The organism is Ammoniphilus soli (assembly GCF_040813775.1).
In genome coordinates this window covers 123,104-141,867 of record NZ_JBEGDL010000004.1, presented here as the reverse complement: position 1 = coordinate 141,867, position 18,764 = coordinate 123,104, and the positions used below count along the sequence as shown (strand labels likewise).

Annotated in this window: 19 protein-coding genes; 17 read left to right on the top strand and 2 right to left on the bottom strand. The window is 46.1% G+C overall.

Going from position 1 to position 18,764, the window contains the following annotated elements:
• The first annotated feature begins 48 nt into the window (after positions 1 to 48).
• The 8 genes from ABLT31_RS11025 (at position 49) to ABLT31_RS10990 (ending at position 8,188) form a co-directional block, all read left to right on the top strand.
• On the top strand, positions 49 to 993 hold the full coding sequence (locus tag ABLT31_RS11025) for a carbohydrate ABC transporter permease (protein ID WP_367751565.1): 945 nt from the start codon (positions 49 to 51) through the stop codon (positions 991 to 993).
• Positions 994 to 1,003: 10 nt separating this feature from the next.
• Positions 1,004 to 1,840, top strand: coding sequence for a carbohydrate ABC transporter permease (locus ABLT31_RS11020; protein ID WP_367751564.1), 837 nt, complete (start codon positions 1,004 to 1,006; stop codon positions 1,838 to 1,840).
• A gap of 28 nt (positions 1,841 to 1,868) precedes the next feature.
• On the top strand, positions 1,869 to 2,957 hold the full coding sequence (locus ABLT31_RS11015) for a Gfo/Idh/MocA family protein (RefSeq protein ID WP_367751563.1): 1,089 nt from the start codon (positions 1,869 to 1,871) through the stop codon (positions 2,955 to 2,957).
• A 23-nt stretch (positions 2,958 to 2,980) separates the two neighbouring features.
• Positions 2,981 to 3,949, top strand: a complete 969-nt coding sequence (locus ABLT31_RS11010; RefSeq protein ID WP_367751562.1) for a sugar phosphate isomerase/epimerase family protein — start codon at positions 2,981 to 2,983, stop codon at positions 3,947 to 3,949.
• A 27-nt stretch (positions 3,950 to 3,976) separates the two neighbouring features.
• A complete protein-coding gene (locus ABLT31_RS11005) occupies positions 3,977 to 5,056 on the top strand; it encodes a Gfo/Idh/MocA family protein (RefSeq protein ID WP_367751561.1) in 1,080 nt (359 codons plus the stop codon).
• A 13-nt stretch (positions 5,057 to 5,069) separates the two neighbouring features.
• Complete coding sequence (locus ABLT31_RS11000) at positions 5,070 to 5,801, top strand: ThuA domain-containing protein (RefSeq protein ID WP_367751560.1); 732 nt, start codon at positions 5,070 to 5,072, stop codon at positions 5,799 to 5,801.
• Positions 5,802 to 5,888: 87 nt separating this feature from the next.
• Entirely contained in the window at positions 5,889 to 7,076 is a 1,188-nt protein-coding gene (locus ABLT31_RS10995; RefSeq protein ID WP_367751559.1) for an MFS transporter, read from the top strand.
• 95 nt (positions 7,077 to 7,171) lie between these two features.
• The gene (locus ABLT31_RS10990; RefSeq protein WP_367751558.1) at positions 7,172 to 8,188 is read left to right on the top strand and encodes a LacI family DNA-binding transcriptional regulator; all 1,017 of its coding nucleotides are present in this window, start codon (positions 7,172 to 7,174) and stop codon (positions 8,186 to 8,188) included.
• 177 nt (positions 8,189 to 8,365) lie between these two features.
• Here ABLT31_RS10990 and ABLT31_RS10985 read toward each other — a convergent pair whose 3' ends face one another.
• On the bottom strand, positions 8,366 to 8,686 hold the full coding sequence (locus ABLT31_RS10985; RefSeq protein ID WP_367751557.1) for a hypothetical protein: 321 nt from the start codon (positions 8,684 to 8,686) through the stop codon (positions 8,366 to 8,368).
• Positions 8,687 to 8,783: 97 nt separating this feature from the next.
• Between ABLT31_RS10985 and ABLT31_RS10980 the strand changes: the two genes are divergently transcribed.
• The 3 genes from ABLT31_RS10980 to ABLT31_RS10970 are packed head-to-tail and all read left to right on the top strand — an operon-like array spanning position 8,784 to position 12,771.
• Positions 8,784 to 10,421: a spore germination protein gene (locus ABLT31_RS10980; RefSeq protein WP_367751556.1), complete on the top strand. Its 1,638-nt coding sequence runs from the start codon at positions 8,784 to 8,786 to the stop codon at positions 10,419 to 10,421.
• Complete coding sequence (locus ABLT31_RS10975) at positions 10,411 to 11,625, top strand: Ger(x)C family spore germination protein (protein ID WP_367751555.1); 1,215 nt, start codon at positions 10,411 to 10,413, stop codon at positions 11,623 to 11,625. The genes ABLT31_RS10980 and ABLT31_RS10975 overlap by 11 nt, the downstream gene beginning before the upstream one ends.
• Before the next feature lie 18 nt (positions 11,626 to 11,643).
• A complete protein-coding gene (locus ABLT31_RS10970; RefSeq protein ID WP_367751554.1) occupies positions 11,644 to 12,771 on the top strand; it encodes a GerAB/ArcD/ProY family transporter in 1,128 nt (375 codons plus the stop codon).
• A 114-nt stretch (positions 12,772 to 12,885) separates the two neighbouring features.
• Here ABLT31_RS10970 and ABLT31_RS10965 read toward each other — a convergent pair whose 3' ends face one another.
• Positions 12,886 to 13,128 carry a hypothetical protein gene (locus tag ABLT31_RS10965; protein WP_367751553.1) on the bottom strand — a complete coding sequence of 81 codons (243 nt, stop codon included), beginning with the start codon at positions 13,126 to 13,128 and terminating at the stop codon, positions 12,886 to 12,888.
• Positions 13,129 to 13,307: 179 nt separating this feature from the next.
• Here ABLT31_RS10965 and ABLT31_RS10960 point away from each other — a divergent pair, with 179 nt between their 5' ends.
• The 6 genes from ABLT31_RS10960 to ABLT31_RS10935 all read left to right on the top strand — a co-directional run bounded on the left by ABLT31_RS10960 (position 13,308) and on the right by ABLT31_RS10935 (position 18,611).
• A complete protein-coding gene (locus tag ABLT31_RS10960; protein WP_462976485.1) occupies positions 13,308 to 14,744 on the top strand; it encodes an NADP-dependent glyceraldehyde-3-phosphate dehydrogenase in 1,437 nt (478 codons plus the stop codon).
• Between the two features lie 27 nt (positions 14,745 to 14,771).
• Positions 14,772 to 14,900 (top strand): hypothetical protein, encoded by a 129-nt coding sequence (locus ABLT31_RS10955; protein WP_367751552.1) that lies wholly within the window; start codon positions 14,772 to 14,774, stop codon positions 14,898 to 14,900.
• Between the two features lie 58 nt (positions 14,901 to 14,958).
• Positions 14,959 to 15,231, top strand: coding sequence for an HPr family phosphocarrier protein (locus ABLT31_RS10950; RefSeq protein ID WP_367751551.1), 273 nt, complete (start codon positions 14,959 to 14,961; stop codon positions 15,229 to 15,231).
• Between the two features lie 46 nt (positions 15,232 to 15,277).
• Entirely contained in the window at positions 15,278 to 16,237 is a 960-nt protein-coding gene (gene pfkA / locus ABLT31_RS10945; RefSeq protein WP_367751550.1) for a 6-phosphofructokinase, read from the top strand.
• Positions 16,238 to 16,270: 33 nt separating this feature from the next.
• Complete coding sequence (locus tag ABLT31_RS10940) at positions 16,271 to 17,608, top strand: glucose-6-phosphate isomerase (protein ID WP_367751549.1); 1,338 nt, start codon at positions 16,271 to 16,273, stop codon at positions 17,606 to 17,608.
• Positions 17,609 to 17,753: 145 nt separating this feature from the next.
• Positions 17,754 to 18,611, top strand: a complete 858-nt coding sequence (locus ABLT31_RS10935; RefSeq protein ID WP_367751548.1) for a class II fructose-bisphosphate aldolase — start codon at positions 17,754 to 17,756, stop codon at positions 18,609 to 18,611.
• Positions 18,612 to 18,764: the final 153 nt, after the last annotated feature.

Genomic DNA, 18,764 nt, shown 5'->3' with positions numbered 1-18,764 from the left:
AGATCGATGCTTGCCCAGTGTCCCTTTAAGGGAAGGAGATGTTGGTAGATGAATACGAAAGTTGAGGCTGCGCCTAAAGCGAGTACTCCTTCTAGGACCTTTAAGCTGAGTGAGTTTGTGGAAAAAAATCTCGGTTACATCATGGTTATTCCATCGCTTGTCATTATTTTCGGATTTGCCTTATATCCGGTAGCCCAAGCGGTATGGATGAGCTTGCATACCTATAAGCTGAACATGCCGGCCCTTGGCAAACCCTTTGTAGGTTTAAGCAATTATCTGTCCCTTCTCCAGGATGAACGCTTCTATAAATCTCTTTATAACACGTTTTATTTCAGTTTTTGGTCCGTCTTGCTCGAATTCCTGATCGGATTAGCCATCGCCCTCTTAATCAACCGCGCCTTTTTCGGACGGGGGCTGGTGAGAGCGACCGTCTTGATCCCCTGGGCGATTCCGACGGTCGTATCGGCCATGATGTGGAAGTTTATGTATAATGATCAGCTTGGTGTTGTTAATGATATTCTCGTCAAGCTGGGCATACTCGATCAATATGCGACCTTCCTCGGATCACCGGAAAGTGCTTTATGGTCCGTCATCATCACGGATGTTTGGAAGACGACGCCGTTTATGGCATTGCTCCTGTTAGCCGGTTTGCAGGTTATCCCTAATGAGTTGTATGAAGCGGCCAAGGTGGACGGAGCAGGTGCTATCCAGCGTTTCTTTAAAATCACCTTGCCTTTGCTGAAACCAGCGATTCTAGTAGCGTTATTATTCCGGACGCTGGACGCTTTCCGCGTATTCGACGTGATTGTGGTCATGACCGGGGGCGGCCCGGGCAACAGTACAGAAAGCTTGTCCATGTATGCCCACACGACCATGATGCGTTACTTGGATTTCGGAACCGGTTCGGCAATCGCAGTCGTCACGTTCTTGTTCGTCATGCTGATCAGTTTCTTCTATATTAAAATTCTCGGCGTTAAAGTAGACGGGGAATAGGGGTGGAATCATGAAGAATTACTTAGCCGTTACAGCAAGGTGGGGCGGATTTTACCTGGGGGTCGGATTGTTCGTTTTGGTCACGATGTTCCCGTTCTTTTGGCAGCTCATTACATCCTTGAAATCCCCCGAAGAGCTGTACCTGATGCCCCCTACCTGGTGGCCCAGCTTTGATTTCAGCAGCTATGTGGCTGTGTTCACGGAACGTCCGTTTTTAACTTATTTGAAAAACAGCTTTATCATCTCTACGTTAACGACCCTTTATTGCATCGCTATCGGATCGTTTTGCGCCTACGCATTGGCTAGGCTGCAATTCCGTTTTAAAAAACTCATTCTTAGCTTAGTGCTGGCTGTTTCGATGTTTCCCGCCATTGCGATTTTGAGTCCGATTTTTATCCTTCTCAAGGATCTTAAGCTGCTGAATACGTATGCCGGGTTGATATTGCCGTATACCACGTTTGGTCTGCCGTTGACGATTTGGATTTTAACCGGCTTTTTCCGTGAGATCCCGAAGGAATTGGAAGAATCGGCTGCGATGGATGGATGCTCGAAGCTGGGGGCGTTCTTCCGGATTATCCTGCCTTTGGCGACACCGGGGATTTTTACGACGGCCATCCTGGTGTTTATTCACTCATGGAATGAATTTCTGTTTGCTTTATCGTTCATGACCACCGATGAAATGCGGACGGTTCCGGTTGGAATTGCGATGTTCCCCGGCCAGCACGAACTCCCTTGGGGAGATATATCCGCCGCATCCGTTGTGGTGACGGTTCCTTTGATCATCCTGGTTTTGATCTTCCAGCGTCGGATCATATCCGGTTTAACGTCAGGAGCCGTAAAAGGATAATATTTACAAAATTTTGGAGGATACGAGCATGTCTAAAATCAATATCGGCCTGATCGGTGCGGGCGGGATTACCCGAACGGCCCATTTTCAGGCTTTGAGTAAATTAACGGATGAAATTCGAGTGACGGCGGTCGCGGATGTGGCATATGAAGCGGCAAAGAAGCTGGCTGAAGAATGTCAAGCGGAGCATGCTTTTGAAGACTATAGGGATCTCCTTCAGTTAAAAGAAGTAGATGCGGTGCTGATTACCGTACCGAATTTTCTCCATGCGCAAGTCGCCATTGATGCGATGAAGGCGGGCAAGCACGTGTTATGCGAAAAGCCCATGGCGGTCAATGCAAGCGAAGCCGAACGAATGGTCCGGATCCAGCAAGAGACAGGAAAAACGCTGATGCTGGCTCTGAATAACCGCTTTCGCCGAGATGTTCAATATCTTAAGGCTTATGCGGAGGCAGGAGAATTCGGAGAAATCTATCATGCCAAGTGCGGCTGGATGAGAAGAGTGGGAATTCCCGGCTGGGGCGGGTGGTTTACGACGATGGCCCAATCCGGCGGAGGGCCGCTGATCGATATCGGGGTTCACATGCTCGATTTGGTCCTTTATACCATGGGGAATCCCCAACCGGTTTCAGTAGTCGGATCCACGTATACGAAATTTGGGAATAACGGCCAAGCAGGCTCCCGCGTCTGGGGTATTGCCAATCCGCAGGGCATCTATGATGTGGAGGATTTGGCCACGGCGTTTATTCGGTTGGAAAATGGAGCGACGTTAACCCTGGATGTAAGTTGGGCAGCCAACATCGAAAAGGAAAAGGTTTTCCTTAATCTGATCGGGACCAAAGGGGGAGCTTCTTTGGAAAATGAAAAAGGAGTCTCTATTTATACGGAAAAGTTTGCGATCCTGGAAGATATCCATCCGCAGGTGAGATTTGATGATAAGGAAGCCCGAACAGAAATGTGGCGGCATTTCCTTCATTGCGTAAGAACCGGTGAACAGCCGATCACTTCTCCTGAGCAGGGGATGATGATCAACAAGATTTTGGATGCCATTTATGAATCGAGTCAGAAAGGTCGTGAAGTCCTGATTGCGACCGCGGAATCGGCGATAGCGAAATAAGTAGAGTATAGGAGTGAGAATTCATGAAGTTAGGGATTTTTACAGTATTGTTCGGTGATAAGGAGTTAGAGCAAGCCTTGGATTACATCCAATCCCAAGGTTTAGATACGGTAGAAATCGGTGTAGGGGGTTACCCGGGGAAAAAGCACGCGGATGCAGCGGCATTGTTAGCCGATGTGCACAAGTTAGCGGCATTCAGGAAGGCAATTGAGTCAAGAGGGTTGGAAATCAGTGCCTTGTCTTGCCATGGGAACCCGCTGCATCCGAATAAGCTGGTCGCTCAGCAATTCCATCATGATTTTGTCAATGCCGTTTTATTGGCGGAAAAGCTCGGGGTGGAAACGGTGATTGCCTTTTCCGGCTGTCCGGGTGAATCGGAGTATTCCCAAAATCCGGTTTGGGTGACTTGCGCATGGCCACCGGAGCATGTGGACGTGCTGGAGTGGCAGTGGAAAGAGAAGGTCATTCCTTACTGGCGCGAAATGTCCGCGTTCATGAAAGCTCACGGAGTACGCGTTGCCATTGAACCGCATCCGGGATTTGTCGTCTATAACACGGAAACGGCTCTTCGGCTGCGGCGCGAAGCCGGAGATAACATTGGCGTGAACTTTGATCCGAGCCACTTATATTGGCAGCAGATGGATCCGAATGAATGCATCAAGGAATTGGGCAAAGCGGGGGCACTTTATCATTTCCATGCGAAGGACACCGCTTTTGATGACCGCAATGTCGCTTTGAACGGAGTATTGGATACGAAATCCTATCGGGATGAACTAAACCGCTCCTGGATTTTCCGGACCGTAGGCTATGGTCATGGCGAGGAGGCTTGGAGAAAGATCATCAGTACCCTGCAAATGGTGGGCTATGAAGGTGCGATTTCCATTGAGCATGAGGACAGCTTGATGTCCATCGAAGAAGGCTTTGAAAAGGCCGTCAAAAACCTCAAAGGTTTATTGATCCGGGATAGAGTCAAAGAAATTTGGTGGGCTTAGATAAAACCCAAAAGAGGAGGAACAAAAATGACAAAGAAAGTAAGAGTAGGAATCATCGGATGCGGCGGGATTGCCAATGGCAAGCATCTGCCTAGTTTAGCCAAACTGTCACAGGTGGAGATGGTTGCCTTCTGTGATGTGGAGGAGCAACGGGCCCATGAGGCAGCGGTTAAGTTTGGTACGGAGGATGCCAAGGTTTATGTGGATTATCGGGAACTGCTGAAAGATCAGACAATCGATGTTGTCCATGTTTGTACGCCGAACGATTCCCACGCCGATATTACGGTGGCCGCTTTGGAAGCAGATAAACATGTGATGTGCGAGAAGCCGATGGCGAAGACAGCTGAAGACGCTCGCCGCATGGTAGAGGCGGCCAAGAGGTCAAGCAAGAAATTAACGATCGGCTATCAAAACCGCTTTCGTTCAGACAGCCAGTATTTGCATAAGCTCTGTGAGCGAGGAGACCTGGGGGACATCTATTTTGCGAAGTCCCATGCGATCCGCAGGCGTGCCGTACCGACCTGGGGAGTGTTTCTCGATGAAGAAAAGCAAGGCGGCGGCCCTTTGATTGATATCGGGACTCACGCTTTAGATTTAACTCTGTGGATGATGAATAATTACAAGCCTAAAGCCGTCTTAGGAAGCACTTTCCATAAGCTCGGAAAGAAGAAGGAGGCGGCCAACGCTTGGGGATCCTGGGATCCTGAGAAATTTAAAGTGGAGGATTCAGCATTCGGCTATATTACGATGCAAAACGGAGCCACCATCGTTCTCGAATCCAGCTGGGCGTTAAACATGCTTCAGACCGGAGAAGCCAAATGTACCCTGTGCGGTACCGAAGGCGGTGCGGATATGCTGGACGGCCTTCGCATCAACGGCGAAAACTTCAGTAAGCTATACACGAATCGCATCGATCTGGATGCCAAAGGCGTTGATTTTTATAACGGAGAAACCGAAAGTGCAGCGGAGCTTGAGGCGAGACTGTGGATCGAATGCATTTTGAATGATACTGATCCGGTCGTGAAACCGGAAGAGGCATTAGTCGTCACCGAGATTCTTGAAGCGATTTACAAGTCCGCCAGTACGGGCGAAGCAGTATATTTCTAGGGGGTAGAATAAAATGTCAAAAGCTGTTAAAGTTACAGTATGGAATGAAAACCGTCATGAGCAAACCAGTGAAGCGGTAAGAAGCGTGTATCCGGTCGGCATTCATCAGGCGATTGCCAACCCTTTGCGGGAAGAAGGGTACCAAGTAAAGACGGCAACACTTGATGAGCCTGAACATGGATTAACGGAGGACGTGTTGAACGATACCGATGTACTGATCTGGTGGGGACATAAAGCCCATGGCGAAGTGCGGGACGAGATCGTCGAGCGGGTACAGCGTCGCGTATTAGAGGGCATGGGACTGATTGTGCTTCATTCCGGACATTTCTCAAAAATTTTCAAGAAATTGATGGGCACCACTTGCGACCTGAAGTGGCGTGAAGCAGACGAGAAGGAACGCTTGTGGGTAGTCAACCCGGCTCATCCGATCGTGGAGGGCATCGGGCAGTTCATTGAATTGGAGAAGGAAGAAATGTATGGGGAATTCTTTGACATCCCGGAACCGGATGAATTGGTTTTCGTCAGCTGGTTTGAGGGAGGAGAGGTATTTAGGAGCGGCTGCACCTATACGCGGGGCAGAGGCAAGGTATTCTACTTCCGTCCCGGACATGAAACCTACCCTACCTATTACCATCCCCAAATTGAAAAAGTCATTTCCAATGCGGTTCGTTGGGCAGCGCCAGTGAATGGCCCGGAATTAGTGTTCGGGAATGCCAAGCCGCTTGAAACCATTGGAACGAGATAGGAATGAAAAAGGTCAACAAAAGGCTAAAAGCAGGGAGATTGCTTTAGCCTTTTTTTTCTTAGGTTATAGACTCGGAGGTTGGTTCCCATGAGATTAGCGGAGCAGATCAGATGGAGTATGGAGCGAATGCCTAAGGCAAACTCCATTCTCTTCCTGAAAGGGCAAAATTTCTTTTTCTTTGCTAGCTTGGCCATTATTGTAACCTATTTGCCTCTATATTTTAAAGAAATCGGTCTTCGGGCAAACGAAATTGGGTTCATCCTAGCGATTGGTCCCTTCATTTCCATTGTCGGTCAGCCTTTTTGGGGAATTGTAGCCGATCGAACCGGATCGATTAAACGGACGGTCCTATTATTAACCATATGTACTTCCTTGTTGTGGTTGGGTGTATTTTGGGGGAAGAGCTTCTATGTCATCTTTTTCTTCATGGCTTTCTTCATGTTTTTCATGACATCCATTGGCCCTTTAACTGAGAGTCTGAATGTCCATATGGCCATGACGCATGGCGTGAATTACGGTTCCATTCGAGCGTGGGGTTCCATTGGGTTCAGTCTATCCGCGGTAGGAATAGGAGCGATTCTTTCCGTGATCGGCTTGTCGAGCATGGCCATCTTATACATAGCCTTCATGATTCTCATCATCGTATTCAGCCGGAGAACAGAAGAGATATCCAACACCAACCGAAATAAAATGGAAATAAGGGATATTCAAATCTTGCTCAAGAACGGCCCTTTTCTAAAATTTTTGCTGCTCGTCATGATTGTGGCGATTCCTCATCGTTTAAACGATAATTGGCTGGGCATTTATTTAAGCCAGCTTGGGGCTTCAAACCAGATGGTGGGCGCGGCCTGGATGCTGTCAGCAGGAGCGGAGACGATTGTATTTTTATTTTTCAGCAGTAAACTGGAAAACTATCAGCCGAAGGTCCTTCTCCTGGTGTCTACTCTTCTCTACTCCTTGCGGTGGTTTTTGTATTCCCTTGTCTCATCACCAGGAGTCTTACTCTTGTTTCAAACCTTTCATGCTATCACTTTCGCTATCTTTTTCTCAACCTGTCTGCGATATTTGGCCCAGCTGGTGCCGGAAAGGCTGAGCGCTACGGGACAAGGATTGTTTGCCTCGGTCTTTGGAGGCGTGTCCGGGATTTTGGGAAGTCTCTTGGGGGGGTGGATGATGGAGGCTTTCAATGGAAGCATGATGTACCGTTTCGCGGCATTTTTGTCTTTGTTAGGAGCTGTATGTATTATCATTTCGGGCAAAAGCAGAAAAGTCTAGGCGGTATGGCATTCACTATCGAACTGGACTTACTTCCAGTCACATTAAAGAGTAAAATAGAAACAGATAATTAATGATGCTATAGGATGATGGAGATGAATATTACAATCAAAGATGTGGCCAAAAGAGCCAATGTATCAATCGCAACGGTATCGAGAGTGCTGAATCAAAGCAAACCGGTCAGCCCTCAGGTCAAAGACAAAGTGTTGAGAGCGGTGGAGGAACTGGGTTTTAATCCAAATCCGGTTGCCCGCAGCCTGGTGATGAAGGAAAGCCGGTTGATCGGTGTATTGATATCCGATATTTCGAATATGTTTTTCTCGGTTTTAGTCAGCGCCATTGAGCAAGAATGTTTTAAACAAAAATATACTCCGCTGCTGTGCAGTACGAACGGGGAAACGCAAAGAGAGCTTTATTATTTGAACCTGTTAAAAGACCAGTATGTAGATGGAGTCATCATTTTCACTTCCTCGCCGAAAGAAGAGCATCTTCATTTTTTTGAGAACAACCCGATTCCTGTTGTCTTTAAAAGTTATGCGGATCCTCAAAAAAGTCAATTTTCCTGCATTAATATTGATAATTTTCAAGCCTTTTATGATGCCACTCAATATTTGATCGATCTGGGGCATAGAAAAATCGGGATGCTTGGCTCTATTCTTACCAAGGTTGATTCTGAGATTTATCAACGGTATGCCGGGTTCCGGAAAGCTTTGGAGGACAATTCTCTCGAATTTCAAGAGAAGTGGTTCCTTGAAGCGGAAACGGACATCTCTTCAGGATATATGAAAGGAAAAAAACTGTTTAGCATGAAGGAAATTCCTACAGCCGTTTGTTGCGCCAGTGACACGATCGCCATTGGAGCCATCAAGGCAGCTGAAGAAATGGGAATCCGCGTACCCGAAGATGTTTCCATCATGGGATTCGACGATATTCCGATCGCGGAAGCCTACCGGCCGGGGCTGACCACTGTGCGCCAACCGATCGTAGAAATGGGGATTCAGTCCGCGCAAATGCTGATTCATCAAATCCAGGAAAAAGAGAATCATTCCAAAGAGATGAGGATTCTTCCGCATGAAATCGTCGTAAGGGAAAGTTGCTTAAAAATTACGTGATTTAAGTATTTTAGGATACTAGGGAAGAGCAACCGTTTTGAAAGGATCATTCTAAAATGCCATATGAAACAGGGGGAATTTCCCCTGTTTTTTTGATTTGAGGGTGCTTACTTTGGATTCTAATTATACATAATGCCGTTTTGTAGGAGGAATGAACTATGACTTTTCATTTGTTTTTCATTTCTTTTTTTCTGCAATATGGTAATAGACGGTTGGCGCTATCCATATCAAGATTAAGATAAAGGTAAAGGATATTTCTGGACCGGTTTTGACCCAAAACGGATTCCTGAGATTATGCAGCGCTCGGTGGAATGGAATCCCCAATAGCAGATCCATGAATACGTTGAAAGACGCGATCAGTAGGAATAGGAGAAGGAAAATGGCCATTGTTTTCATGTGAATGATCCCTCGTTTTAAAAGGTAGTGCAGAATGAATGGATTTTTTTGTCCATGAACCTGCTGCTTAAAAATGGGGTTGCGTTTTTTATTTTGGCCCATCGGATCATCGTTTTAAACCAGAGAGGTAAGAATTGCCGTATAATGTCAATTTAAATGGTGAATAATTAACCTAAAATTTAGGCATGAGGAAAATCTTATGAATGGATTCTGGAAGCGGTTTCGAAAGAAAAAGGACCAAGCAAGTCATAGTAAAAAAGCAGAATTTCCATTTGAAAAAGTTGATATAGAAAAATCCTCTCTTTATCACGATCTAAAAACGAACCTGCATAATATCAAAAAGGATCTCGGAAATAGCCCGGATATCGTGGCCCGCGAATTTGAGGCGGGGGGTAACCCCAAGATTCGGGTAGCGGCCATTTATATGGACGGTCTGGCTGATAAGAAAATGGTCAGCGATTTCATCCTGCACTCCCTCATGGTCGATTCTGTTGGGGAATCTTTCGAGAAAATGGCAACGGATAAAAATGTTTTTCACTTCATTAAACATAATGCCTTGACTATAGGGGAAGTCAAAGTCATCCAGGACTGGAACCAGCTGATGCAATCGGTTTTATCGGGAGATACGGTGATCTTAATTGACGGTTGGGCGAAGGCGATTAGCGGGAATACAAGGGGAGGGGAATCCCGTTCGGTTACGGAACCGACAAGTGAATTGGTGATACGCGGTCCCAAGGACGGTTTTAGCGAATCTTTGGGCACGAACATCTCTCTTGTTCGTCGCCGGATTCAAAGCCCGAATCTATGGCTGGAAACCATGAAAATCGGCAAGGTTACAAAAACGGATATCGGGATTATGTATATCAAGGGGATCGTAAATGATCAGCTGGTACAGGAAGTGAAGCAAAGATTGAATGATATCGAAATTGATTCGATCCTGGAATCTGGCTATATCGAAGAACTGATTCAGGATCAAACCTTTACCCCTTTTCCTACGGTTTTCAATACGGAACGACCTGATGTGGTAGCCGGCAATTTAGTAGAGGGGCGAATCGCGATCTTGGTGGCGGGAACTCCCTTCGTCCTGATTGTACCGACGGTTTTTGCCCAATTTTTTCAATCTGCCGAGGATTATTATCAGCGTTTTGATATCAGTATAGTAGTGCGGGTGCTAAGGTATCTGTCTTTCATTGTTGCCTTGATTGGTCCTTCCATTTACATCGCGGCCATTACGTTCCATCAGGAAATGATCCCTACGCCGCTTCTTATCAGTGTGGCAGCGCAACGGGAAGGGGTTCCCTTTCCTGCCTTTATAGAGGCAATGTTGATGGAGGCTAGCTTTGAGGTCATGCGGGAGGCTGGAGTTCGCATGCCGCGGGCGGTAGGCCAAGCCGTCTCGATCGTAGGAGCTCTCATCATAGGCCAGGCAGCTGTACAGGCGGGTATTGTATCCGCCGCAATGGTAATCGTCGTAGCAGCAACGGGAATTGCCAGTTTTACCACACCGGCCTACAGTCTGGCGATTGCCGCACGCTTGCTCCGATTTCTATTTATGATTTTAGCGGGGGCCTTCGGCTTTTTCGGACTCACGCTGGGGATGATCATGCTCATTGCTCACTTAGCCAGTCTGCGTTCTTTCGGCATCCCTTATCTCGCTCCTTTCGCCCCATTGATTCCATCGGATCAGAAGGATGCGGTGCTGCGCTTGCCTTTATGGTCACTCTTCGCTCGCCCGCGGCTGATCAGCCAAAAGAAAACGACCCGGATGAAGCGGGATGTTGAGCTTTATCCCTCAGAAAAAAAGAAGCAGACAAAAGGGGATCAGAATGAAAACTAAAGCATTCCTCCTTACCGCACTGTTCTTGGTCCTGATTCTGCTGGCGGGCTGCTGGAACCGCAGAGAGCTCGGGGAACTTTCGATCGTCATTGCCATAGGAGTAGATCAGATCCCGCAGAAAAATGAGTATCGCGTGTCTTTTCAAATCGTCAATCCGGCTGTGGTAGCTACTGGGGCAACTGGAGGAGGGGCAGGAAAAGCAACACCGGTAACCGTATATACCGAAACGGGAAGCAACCTATTTGAAGCGATTCGCAAGGCATCCCAAAAACTGCCAAGGCAGTTATTCTTTTCGCATATTCGGATCATCGTGATCGGCGAACCCATGGCGAGAAAAGGGATTGAACCCTTGTTTGATTTTTTCACCAGGTCCCATGAGACTCGCCTGACTACCCATGTGCTTGTGGCCAGAGGAACGTCAGCGGAGTCGATTATCCGTACGCTCACTCCATTGGAGAAACTTCCTGCCAATGCTGTAGATGGAAAGATAAAGTTCTCGGAAAAAATATGGTCCGAGGAAATGAGTGTCGAGATTGATGATGTGGTCAGAGGGCTGGTAAGCGAGGGGAGTGAGCCGCTTATCAGTGGGGTCAAAATGACAGGGAAACCTCATGCAGGGGGAAAATACTCCAACATTGAGGAAACGAAGCTGCCGGTTGTTTTGGAAATCCGAGGAATTGGTCTTTTCAAGGAGGGAAAGCTAATGCGCTGGGTCGATGGACCTGAAGCACGCGGGTTAATAAGGCTGAAAGATAAAATGAAGGGCACAGTCATGAGTTTGGATTGCAACGAGAAAAAAGATGGTGTTGCGATCGAGCTTACGGGTTCGCGTACTGAGATTAAAACCGAATTTGTGAATGGAAAACCAAAATTCCAAATAAGGATACGGGAAGAAGGAAATATAGATGAAATTGAATGCCCCCTTGATATCAGCGACCCGGAAGTAATTGAGAAGCTGGAAAAGGAATGGGCAGCGGAGACCAAAAAAGAAGTGATGGCGGTGCTGGAAATAGCCAAGAAGGAAAAAAGCGATATTTTCGGTTTCGGGGAAGCGGTCAGCCGGGAGTACCCGAAGGAATGGGAAGAGATGAAGAAAGACTGGGGCAGCTCTTTTGCCGAAAGTCATATGGAGGTCAAGGTGGACTCCTATATTCGCCGAACAGCTATGCGGATGCAGCCATACTTTCTAAAGGAAAAAAAATAAAAGTAATGTGTAATGGAGATGATGAGATCTGCCGTGGAAAAGGCGAAAATAAGTTCAGTACAGCTGTTTTCTTTGCTCGCAATTTTCGGATTGGGGACGGCCCTGGTGGTTCCTTTAGGAATGGATGCCAAACAGGATGCATGGTTGGCTATTCTCCTTGGGTTGCTTGGCGGAGTCGTTTTATTTAAGGTCTATGATTATTTATTTCGCCAATATCCTGGAATGCCTTTGACCAGTTATATTCAGGCCATTCTCGGAAAGTATATAGGATGGCCATTGGGTTTGCTGTACGTCGTTTTTTTTATCTATGGGGGAGCTAGAGACCTTCGCGATGTGGGAAGCCTGCTGATCGCCTCCGGGTACGACCGTACCCCTTTGTTTGTAATCAATGTTTTGATCATCGTTTCGGTTGCTTACGTGATTCAAAAAGGCATTGAAGTCATAGCAAGAACGGGGGAGATCCTGTTCATTTTTTTGACTGGATTAGGCGCTCTGGGGAATGTGCTTGTGATCTCTTCCGGAATATTAAATGTTAAGAATCTGCTGCCCGTTCTTGGGCATGGTTGGAATCCGGTTTTATCCACGGCCCTATCGCAAACGATTATGTTTCCATTCGGTGAAGCGGTTTGCTTTACCATGATCTTGCCTTATTTAAACAGACTGAACCTGGCTATGAAGACAGGACTGGCAGCTATGGTCTACAGCGGTGCGGTTTTAAGCTTAACCATTGCCGTTGAGATCGCTGTCCTGGGCGTTGATATTACCAGCCGGTCTACCTTTCCCTTGCTGACCACGATCAGCAAAGTGAATATAGCCGATTTTATTCAGCGAATGGACGCGATTGTGGTATTCACCTTGATTATTACTGATTTTTTTAAGATCGCGATCTTTTTTTATGTTGCGGTGATTGGATCAGCGGATTTATTCGGGGTTCAGAAGTACCAAAAACTCGTATTGCCCATTGGAATGCTTATCATTTTCTCTTCGATAACGATTGCCAGCAATTTTCCAGAACACCTAAAAGAAGGGAAATTAGCCCTGAAGACCATTTTTCCTATTTTTTCAGCCGGGATCCCCCTTCTGCTATTGGCAGTTGTCCTAATTCGAAAACGGTTTGGTGCTCACGTTTCGGGTAAAACACCGTAAACAAAGGACAAGGGGAAAGGTTAACAAACCGTTAACAAACCATGACCAAGGGCTGTAGCGGATGCAGCCCGACATATAGGAGTGGAAGCTAAGATGTCTTTTAAATCCATTATGCTAAAGATAGTTCTCATCCCGTTGATCGCGTTCCCGTTGCTTATTATTTTTCCTGCAATTGGGAACCATAAATTGGATTCGTATATTCTTGTGACTTTTGTTATCATCGCACATATTGGAATACTTGGGCCTATTGCATACATGGCAAAATTGATGAATGCCGACTAAACCTAAAAGCCAAGGGGCGAGAACCCGCATGCAACAAGCCTTAGAAGTAATTCCACAGGCTCGTTTTTCTTTCACGTTTTTTCAATTGTAAAAAATCGGACTTTCGCATGGCTCTCGAGAAGGAGGGTCTTTTTTTATTTATTATAGGGACAATTAACGTCCATGTATTGCATTTTTAGTCCCGGTAAAATATAATCATTTTATAAAATAATCTGTTATTACAGAAATAATAGAAAGGTGTGTTGAGAGTGAGTATCCTATTACATGAAAATTACAGTTTCCTAATGAATGGGGAATGGCGTACAAGTGAATCCAACCGATTTATTGATATATTATCTCCGTCTAATCAAGAAGTAGTTGGAAGAGTTCCGGCTATGACTAGATCTGAAGTGGAACTTTCTATTGCCGGAGCGGTTAATGCACAAAGAGAGTGGGCCGACCTGCCCGTTCATGAGCGAGGACGAGTGCTGCTTGACTGGGCAGACGAGCTGGTGAAGATGCAGGACGAAATTGCGAATGCCATCATGATGGAAGTGGGGAAGAAACTCGGATCAGCTAAAGATGAAGTGGTTCGGACAGCCGATTTAATCCGATATACGGTTGAAGAGGGAAAAAGAGTGCACGGGGAAATGATGAAAGGCGATTCTTTCACCGGAGGCAGCTCCAAGAAGATGGCGATCATTGGCAGAGAACCTCTAGGTGTCATTTTGGCGATTTCTCCTTTTAATTATCCTGTGAACCTGTCTGCAGCGAAAATAGCTCCCGCTTTAATTTCGGGAAATACAGTGGTTCTCAAACCGGCTACCCAAGGTTCAATCAGTGCCTTGCTTATGGCAAAAGCCCTGGTTAATGCAGGAATGCCTGATGGTGTTTTAAATGTCGTTACCGGAAAAGGATCAGAAATTGGCGATTTTCTAGTTACACACCCTTCCATCCGCATGATTTCCTTCACTGGAGGCACGAAAACGGGACAGGATATCGCCCAGAAAGCAGCCATGATCCCGCTTGTACTGGAGTTGGGCGGAAAGGATCCGGCGATTGTCCTCGAAGATGCGAATCTTCAGGAGGCTGCGAAGCAGATTGTCAGCGGCGCGTTTTCCTATTCAGGGCAACGCTGCACGGCGATCAAAAGAATCGTGGTCATGGACTCCGTTGCGGATCAGCTGATTGAGGAGCTTAAACTGCAGGTTGAAAAGCTGACTGTGGGTTTACCGCAGCAAAACACGGACATCACTCCACTAATCGATAAAGAGTCTGCTGATTTTGTTCATGGACTGATTCAAGATGCTATTTTAAAAGGGGCTTCCGTGATTACGGGAAATAAGAGAGTAGACAACTTAATCTATCCGACAGTTCTGGATCATGTAACGAAAGAGATGAGAGTAGCATGGGAGGAACCATTTGGTCCTGTATTGCCTATCATCCGCATTCAAGGGGAAGAAGAAGCAGTAGAATTGACCAATCAATCCGAGTATGGTTTGCAAGCCAGCATTTTCACGCAAAACATGGATAAAGCTTTTGCTATGGCTGCCAAGCTGGAAGTCGGTACGGTGCAATTTAACGGCAGAACCGAGCGCGGTCCAGATCACTTCCCATTCCTAGGGGTGAAGAATTCGGGTCTGGGTGTACAGGGAGTCCGCAAGAGCATCGAATCAATGACTAGGGAAAAGGTATTGGTATTAAATCTTTAATTAATCAATTGATATAAGGAGGAATTCATGATGGATTTGTGCATTTCCTGTGAAACCGAACTGGCATCGTTTGAACGCAATCGCACGGAATGCTTTGACTGCCGTGACAAAGCCTGCGAGTCATACAGTGACGAGGATACGGACTATAGTGAGTAAGCTGAATAGGACCATGATAAAATGATCACAAAAAAACGATGAGAGGAGGAGATTTTTCATGATCTTGAAAACAATAGTCATTCAAAATCGGGCAGGTTTACACGTGCGTCCGGCATCGTTATTTGTGCAGAAAGCCATCTCTTTCTCAGGTGCAGTGAACGTGATTAAAGGAACCAAAAGAGTGGACGGAAAAAGCATTATGGGTGTGATGTCTTTGGCTGCGTCTAAAGGGGAAGAAATAACCCTTGAGATCGAAGGCGAGGTAGACGGCGAGCTTGAAATAAAATTATTGCAGGAGTTAGGGGCAATACTGACGACTGTACATGATTGATAGAAATACCCTTGGTAATGACTGAGGAAAGAATGGAGGAGCAAGAATGAAAAGAATAGCAGTACTTACTAGCGGTGGGGATGCACCAGGAATGAATGCTGCGATTCGTGCCGTTGTTCGCCGAGGAATTTATAGGGGACTGGAAGTCTTCGGTGTCAAGAATGGCTATCAAGGGTTAATGGACGGAAATTTTATTCCAATGGACTTAGGAAGTGTCGGGGATATTATTCATCGCGGAGGTACGATCCTTCGCAGTGCCCGAAGTGAACAATTCAAGACAGTTGAGGGGCAGCAAAAAGCATTATCCGAATTAAGGGAGAACCAGATCGAGGCATTGATCGTCATTGGCGGGGACGGATCTTTCTGCGGGGCAAGCAAACTCACGGAACAGGGATTCCCAACGATAGGGATTCCCGGGACGATAGATAATGATATTTCTGGTACGGATTATACCATTGGGTTTGATACAGCAGTGAATACGGCAGTAGAGGCCATTGATAAAATCCGGGATACCGCGACATCCCATGAACGCACCTATGTGATTGAAGTAATGGGGCGGGATGCAGGCGATATTGCCCTCTGGGCAGGATTGTGTGCGGGAGCGGAATCCATCATTATCCCTGAGGAAAATCATGATATCAACGATACGATTGGCAGGCTGGAGCGAAGCAATAAGCGCGGAAAAAGGCACAGCATCATCGTAGTGGCGGAGGGTGTCTGCCGGGGACAAGATATCGCTGACATCATTATGGAGAAAACAGGCCTGGAAACAAGGGTGACCGTACTGGGACATCTTCAGCGCGGCGGATCTCCTTCCGCTTACGATCGGATGATGGCCAGCCAGATGGGGGCGAAAGCTGTGGATCTATTATTGGAAGGAGAAATTGGTGTGATGGTAGGGTTCAAGAGAGGCCAGCTCATTCACACTCCTTTCCAGGAAGCGGCTAAAGACAAGCATACCATCGATATGTCCGTACACCATTTGGCCAAAAGTTTATCCATTTAGGCAGTGGAACTGAAAGAAGTATGGAGGTTAACCATGTCTATCTCGTTTGATTATTCAAATGCATTATCCTTTATGCAGGAAAGTGAAATTGAAAACCTTAGAGAATTTGTAAGAACAGCTCATTCCTTTCTTCATGAAAAAAGGGGACCAGGATCCGATTATCTTGGGTGGGTGGATTTACCCTTCCATTATAATAAAGAAGAATTCGAACGGATTAAGCAAGCGGCAGAGAAAATTCGAAACGATTCACAAGTTCTTGTGGTGATCGGGATCGGCGGGTCCTATTTAGGAGCAAGATCAGCCATCGAGTCGCTATCGCATACCTTTCATAACCAAATAGAGGGTAACACGGAAATTTATTTTGCAGGTCAGAATATCAGCTCTACGTATCTTACTCATTTATTGGAAGTTTTGGAAGGCAAGGATATCTCTATCAATATCATTTCAAAGTCGGGAACAACCACAGAGCCTGCTATCTCTTTCCGTGTTTTCCGAGAATACCTGGAGAAAAAATACGGAAAAGAGGAAGCAAGAAAACGAATTTATGTAACGACGGATCAAGCCAAGGGAGCGCTGAAGAATCTGGCCAATGAAGAGGGATATGAAACGTTCGTCATCCCTGATGATGTCGGAGGAAGATATTCGGTATTGACCGCTGTAGGTCTCTTGCCGATTGCTGTAGCGGGACTCGATATTGATCGCATGATGCAAGGGGCTGCCGATGCCGCCAAAAAATACAATAACGATGACCTGATGAGCAATGCATGCTATCAGTATGCTGCAGTTCGGAATGTCCTTTACCGCAAAGGGAAGACGATCGAATTGCTTGTCAACTACGAACCGTCTCTTCATTACATATCGGAATGGTGGAAGCAATTGTTCGGGGAAAGTGAAGGGAAGGATCAGAAGGGGATTTATCCTGCGTCTGCAGACTTTACCACGGATTTGCACTCGTTAGGGCAATACGTGCAGGAAGGACGGCGGGATCTTTTCGAAACGGTGCTTCAAGTTACGAAACCTAAGATCCGCATGACCATTCAAGAGGATCCGGACAATGTGGATGGCTTAAACTTTCTTGCCGGCAAGACCATGGATGAAGTGAATAAAAAAGCTTTTCAAGGCACTTTATTAGCCCATGTGGACGGCGGCGTCCCTAACCTAGTGGTCGAACTCGATGAATTGAATGAATATACATTCGGTCAAATGGTTTACTTCTTTGAGAAGGCTTGCGGGATTAGTGGACATTTGCTCGGCGTTAATCCCTTTAACCAGCCTGGGGTGGAAGCTTATAAGCAAAATATGTTTGCCCTGCTAGGGAAGCCTGGCTTTGAGGAAGAGAAGAAGAAGCTTGAACAGCGTTTATTAAAATAAGTCAATTGGGATAACAAGCGCAATAGAACGGTTGTTAGGCTGTTTCATATTCTTTTAGGGACATTATTCGTCCATGACTATCATTTTAAGTCCCGGTATAGTAATATAATCATAACAACATTTTTAAATAAAGGAGAAAACTTCAATGCCATTAGTTTCGATGAAAGATATGCTAGATAATGCTCTCGCAGGAAAATACGCGGTGGGGCAGTTCAACATGAATAATTTGGAGTGGACGCAAGCCATCTTGGCTGCTGCACAAGAAGAAAAGTCCCCCGTTATATTAGGTGTATCTGAAGGTGCTGCTCGTTACATGGGTGGATTTAAAACCGTGGTAAACATGGTAAAAGGTTTAATTGAAGACATGAAAATAACCGTGCCTGTAGCGATTCACCTGGATCACGGTTCCAGTTTTGAGAAATGCAAAGACGCGATAGAAGCGGGATTCACATCCGTAATGATTGATGCTTCCCATCATCCTTTCCAAGATAATGTGGAAATTACAAAAAAAGTCGTAGAGTACGCGCACGATCGAGGCATTTCAGTAGAGGCGGAGCTCGGAATCGTTGGTGGGCAAGAAGATGATGTTATAGGAGATGGAGTCATCTATGCCAACCCAGAGGAATGCAGAAAACTGGTTGAGTTGACCGGTATTGACTGCCTGGCTCCTGCACTGGGTTCTGTGCATGGACCCTATGAAGGAGAGCCAAAATTAGGGTTTAAGGAAATGGAAACGATCCGCGATATGACGAAGGTTCCTTTGGTCTTGCATGGCGGTACAGGGATTCCAACCGAACAAATCCAGCGATCCATTTCGCTTGGTACTTCGAAAATTAACGTGAATACGGAAAATCAAATTGCTTTTACGGCTGTGGTTCGGGAAGTTTTAGCTTCAAACCAATCGGTATATGATCCGCGTAAATTTATCGGGCCAGGAAGAGATGCCATTAAAGAAACAGTAAAAGGAAAAATCCGTGAATTCGGATCTGCGGGACAAGCTTAGTCATCATATCCAATTTCTTTTTCAATGCCCTATCAAGTAATGGTAGGTTTATAAATTTTGATTGATATTTTTAATTGCTAAAAAGATCCCTTAAAGCTGAATCGCAACAGCTTAAAGGGATCTTTTTGTCCATTTAATTATTCTAGAAGCAGG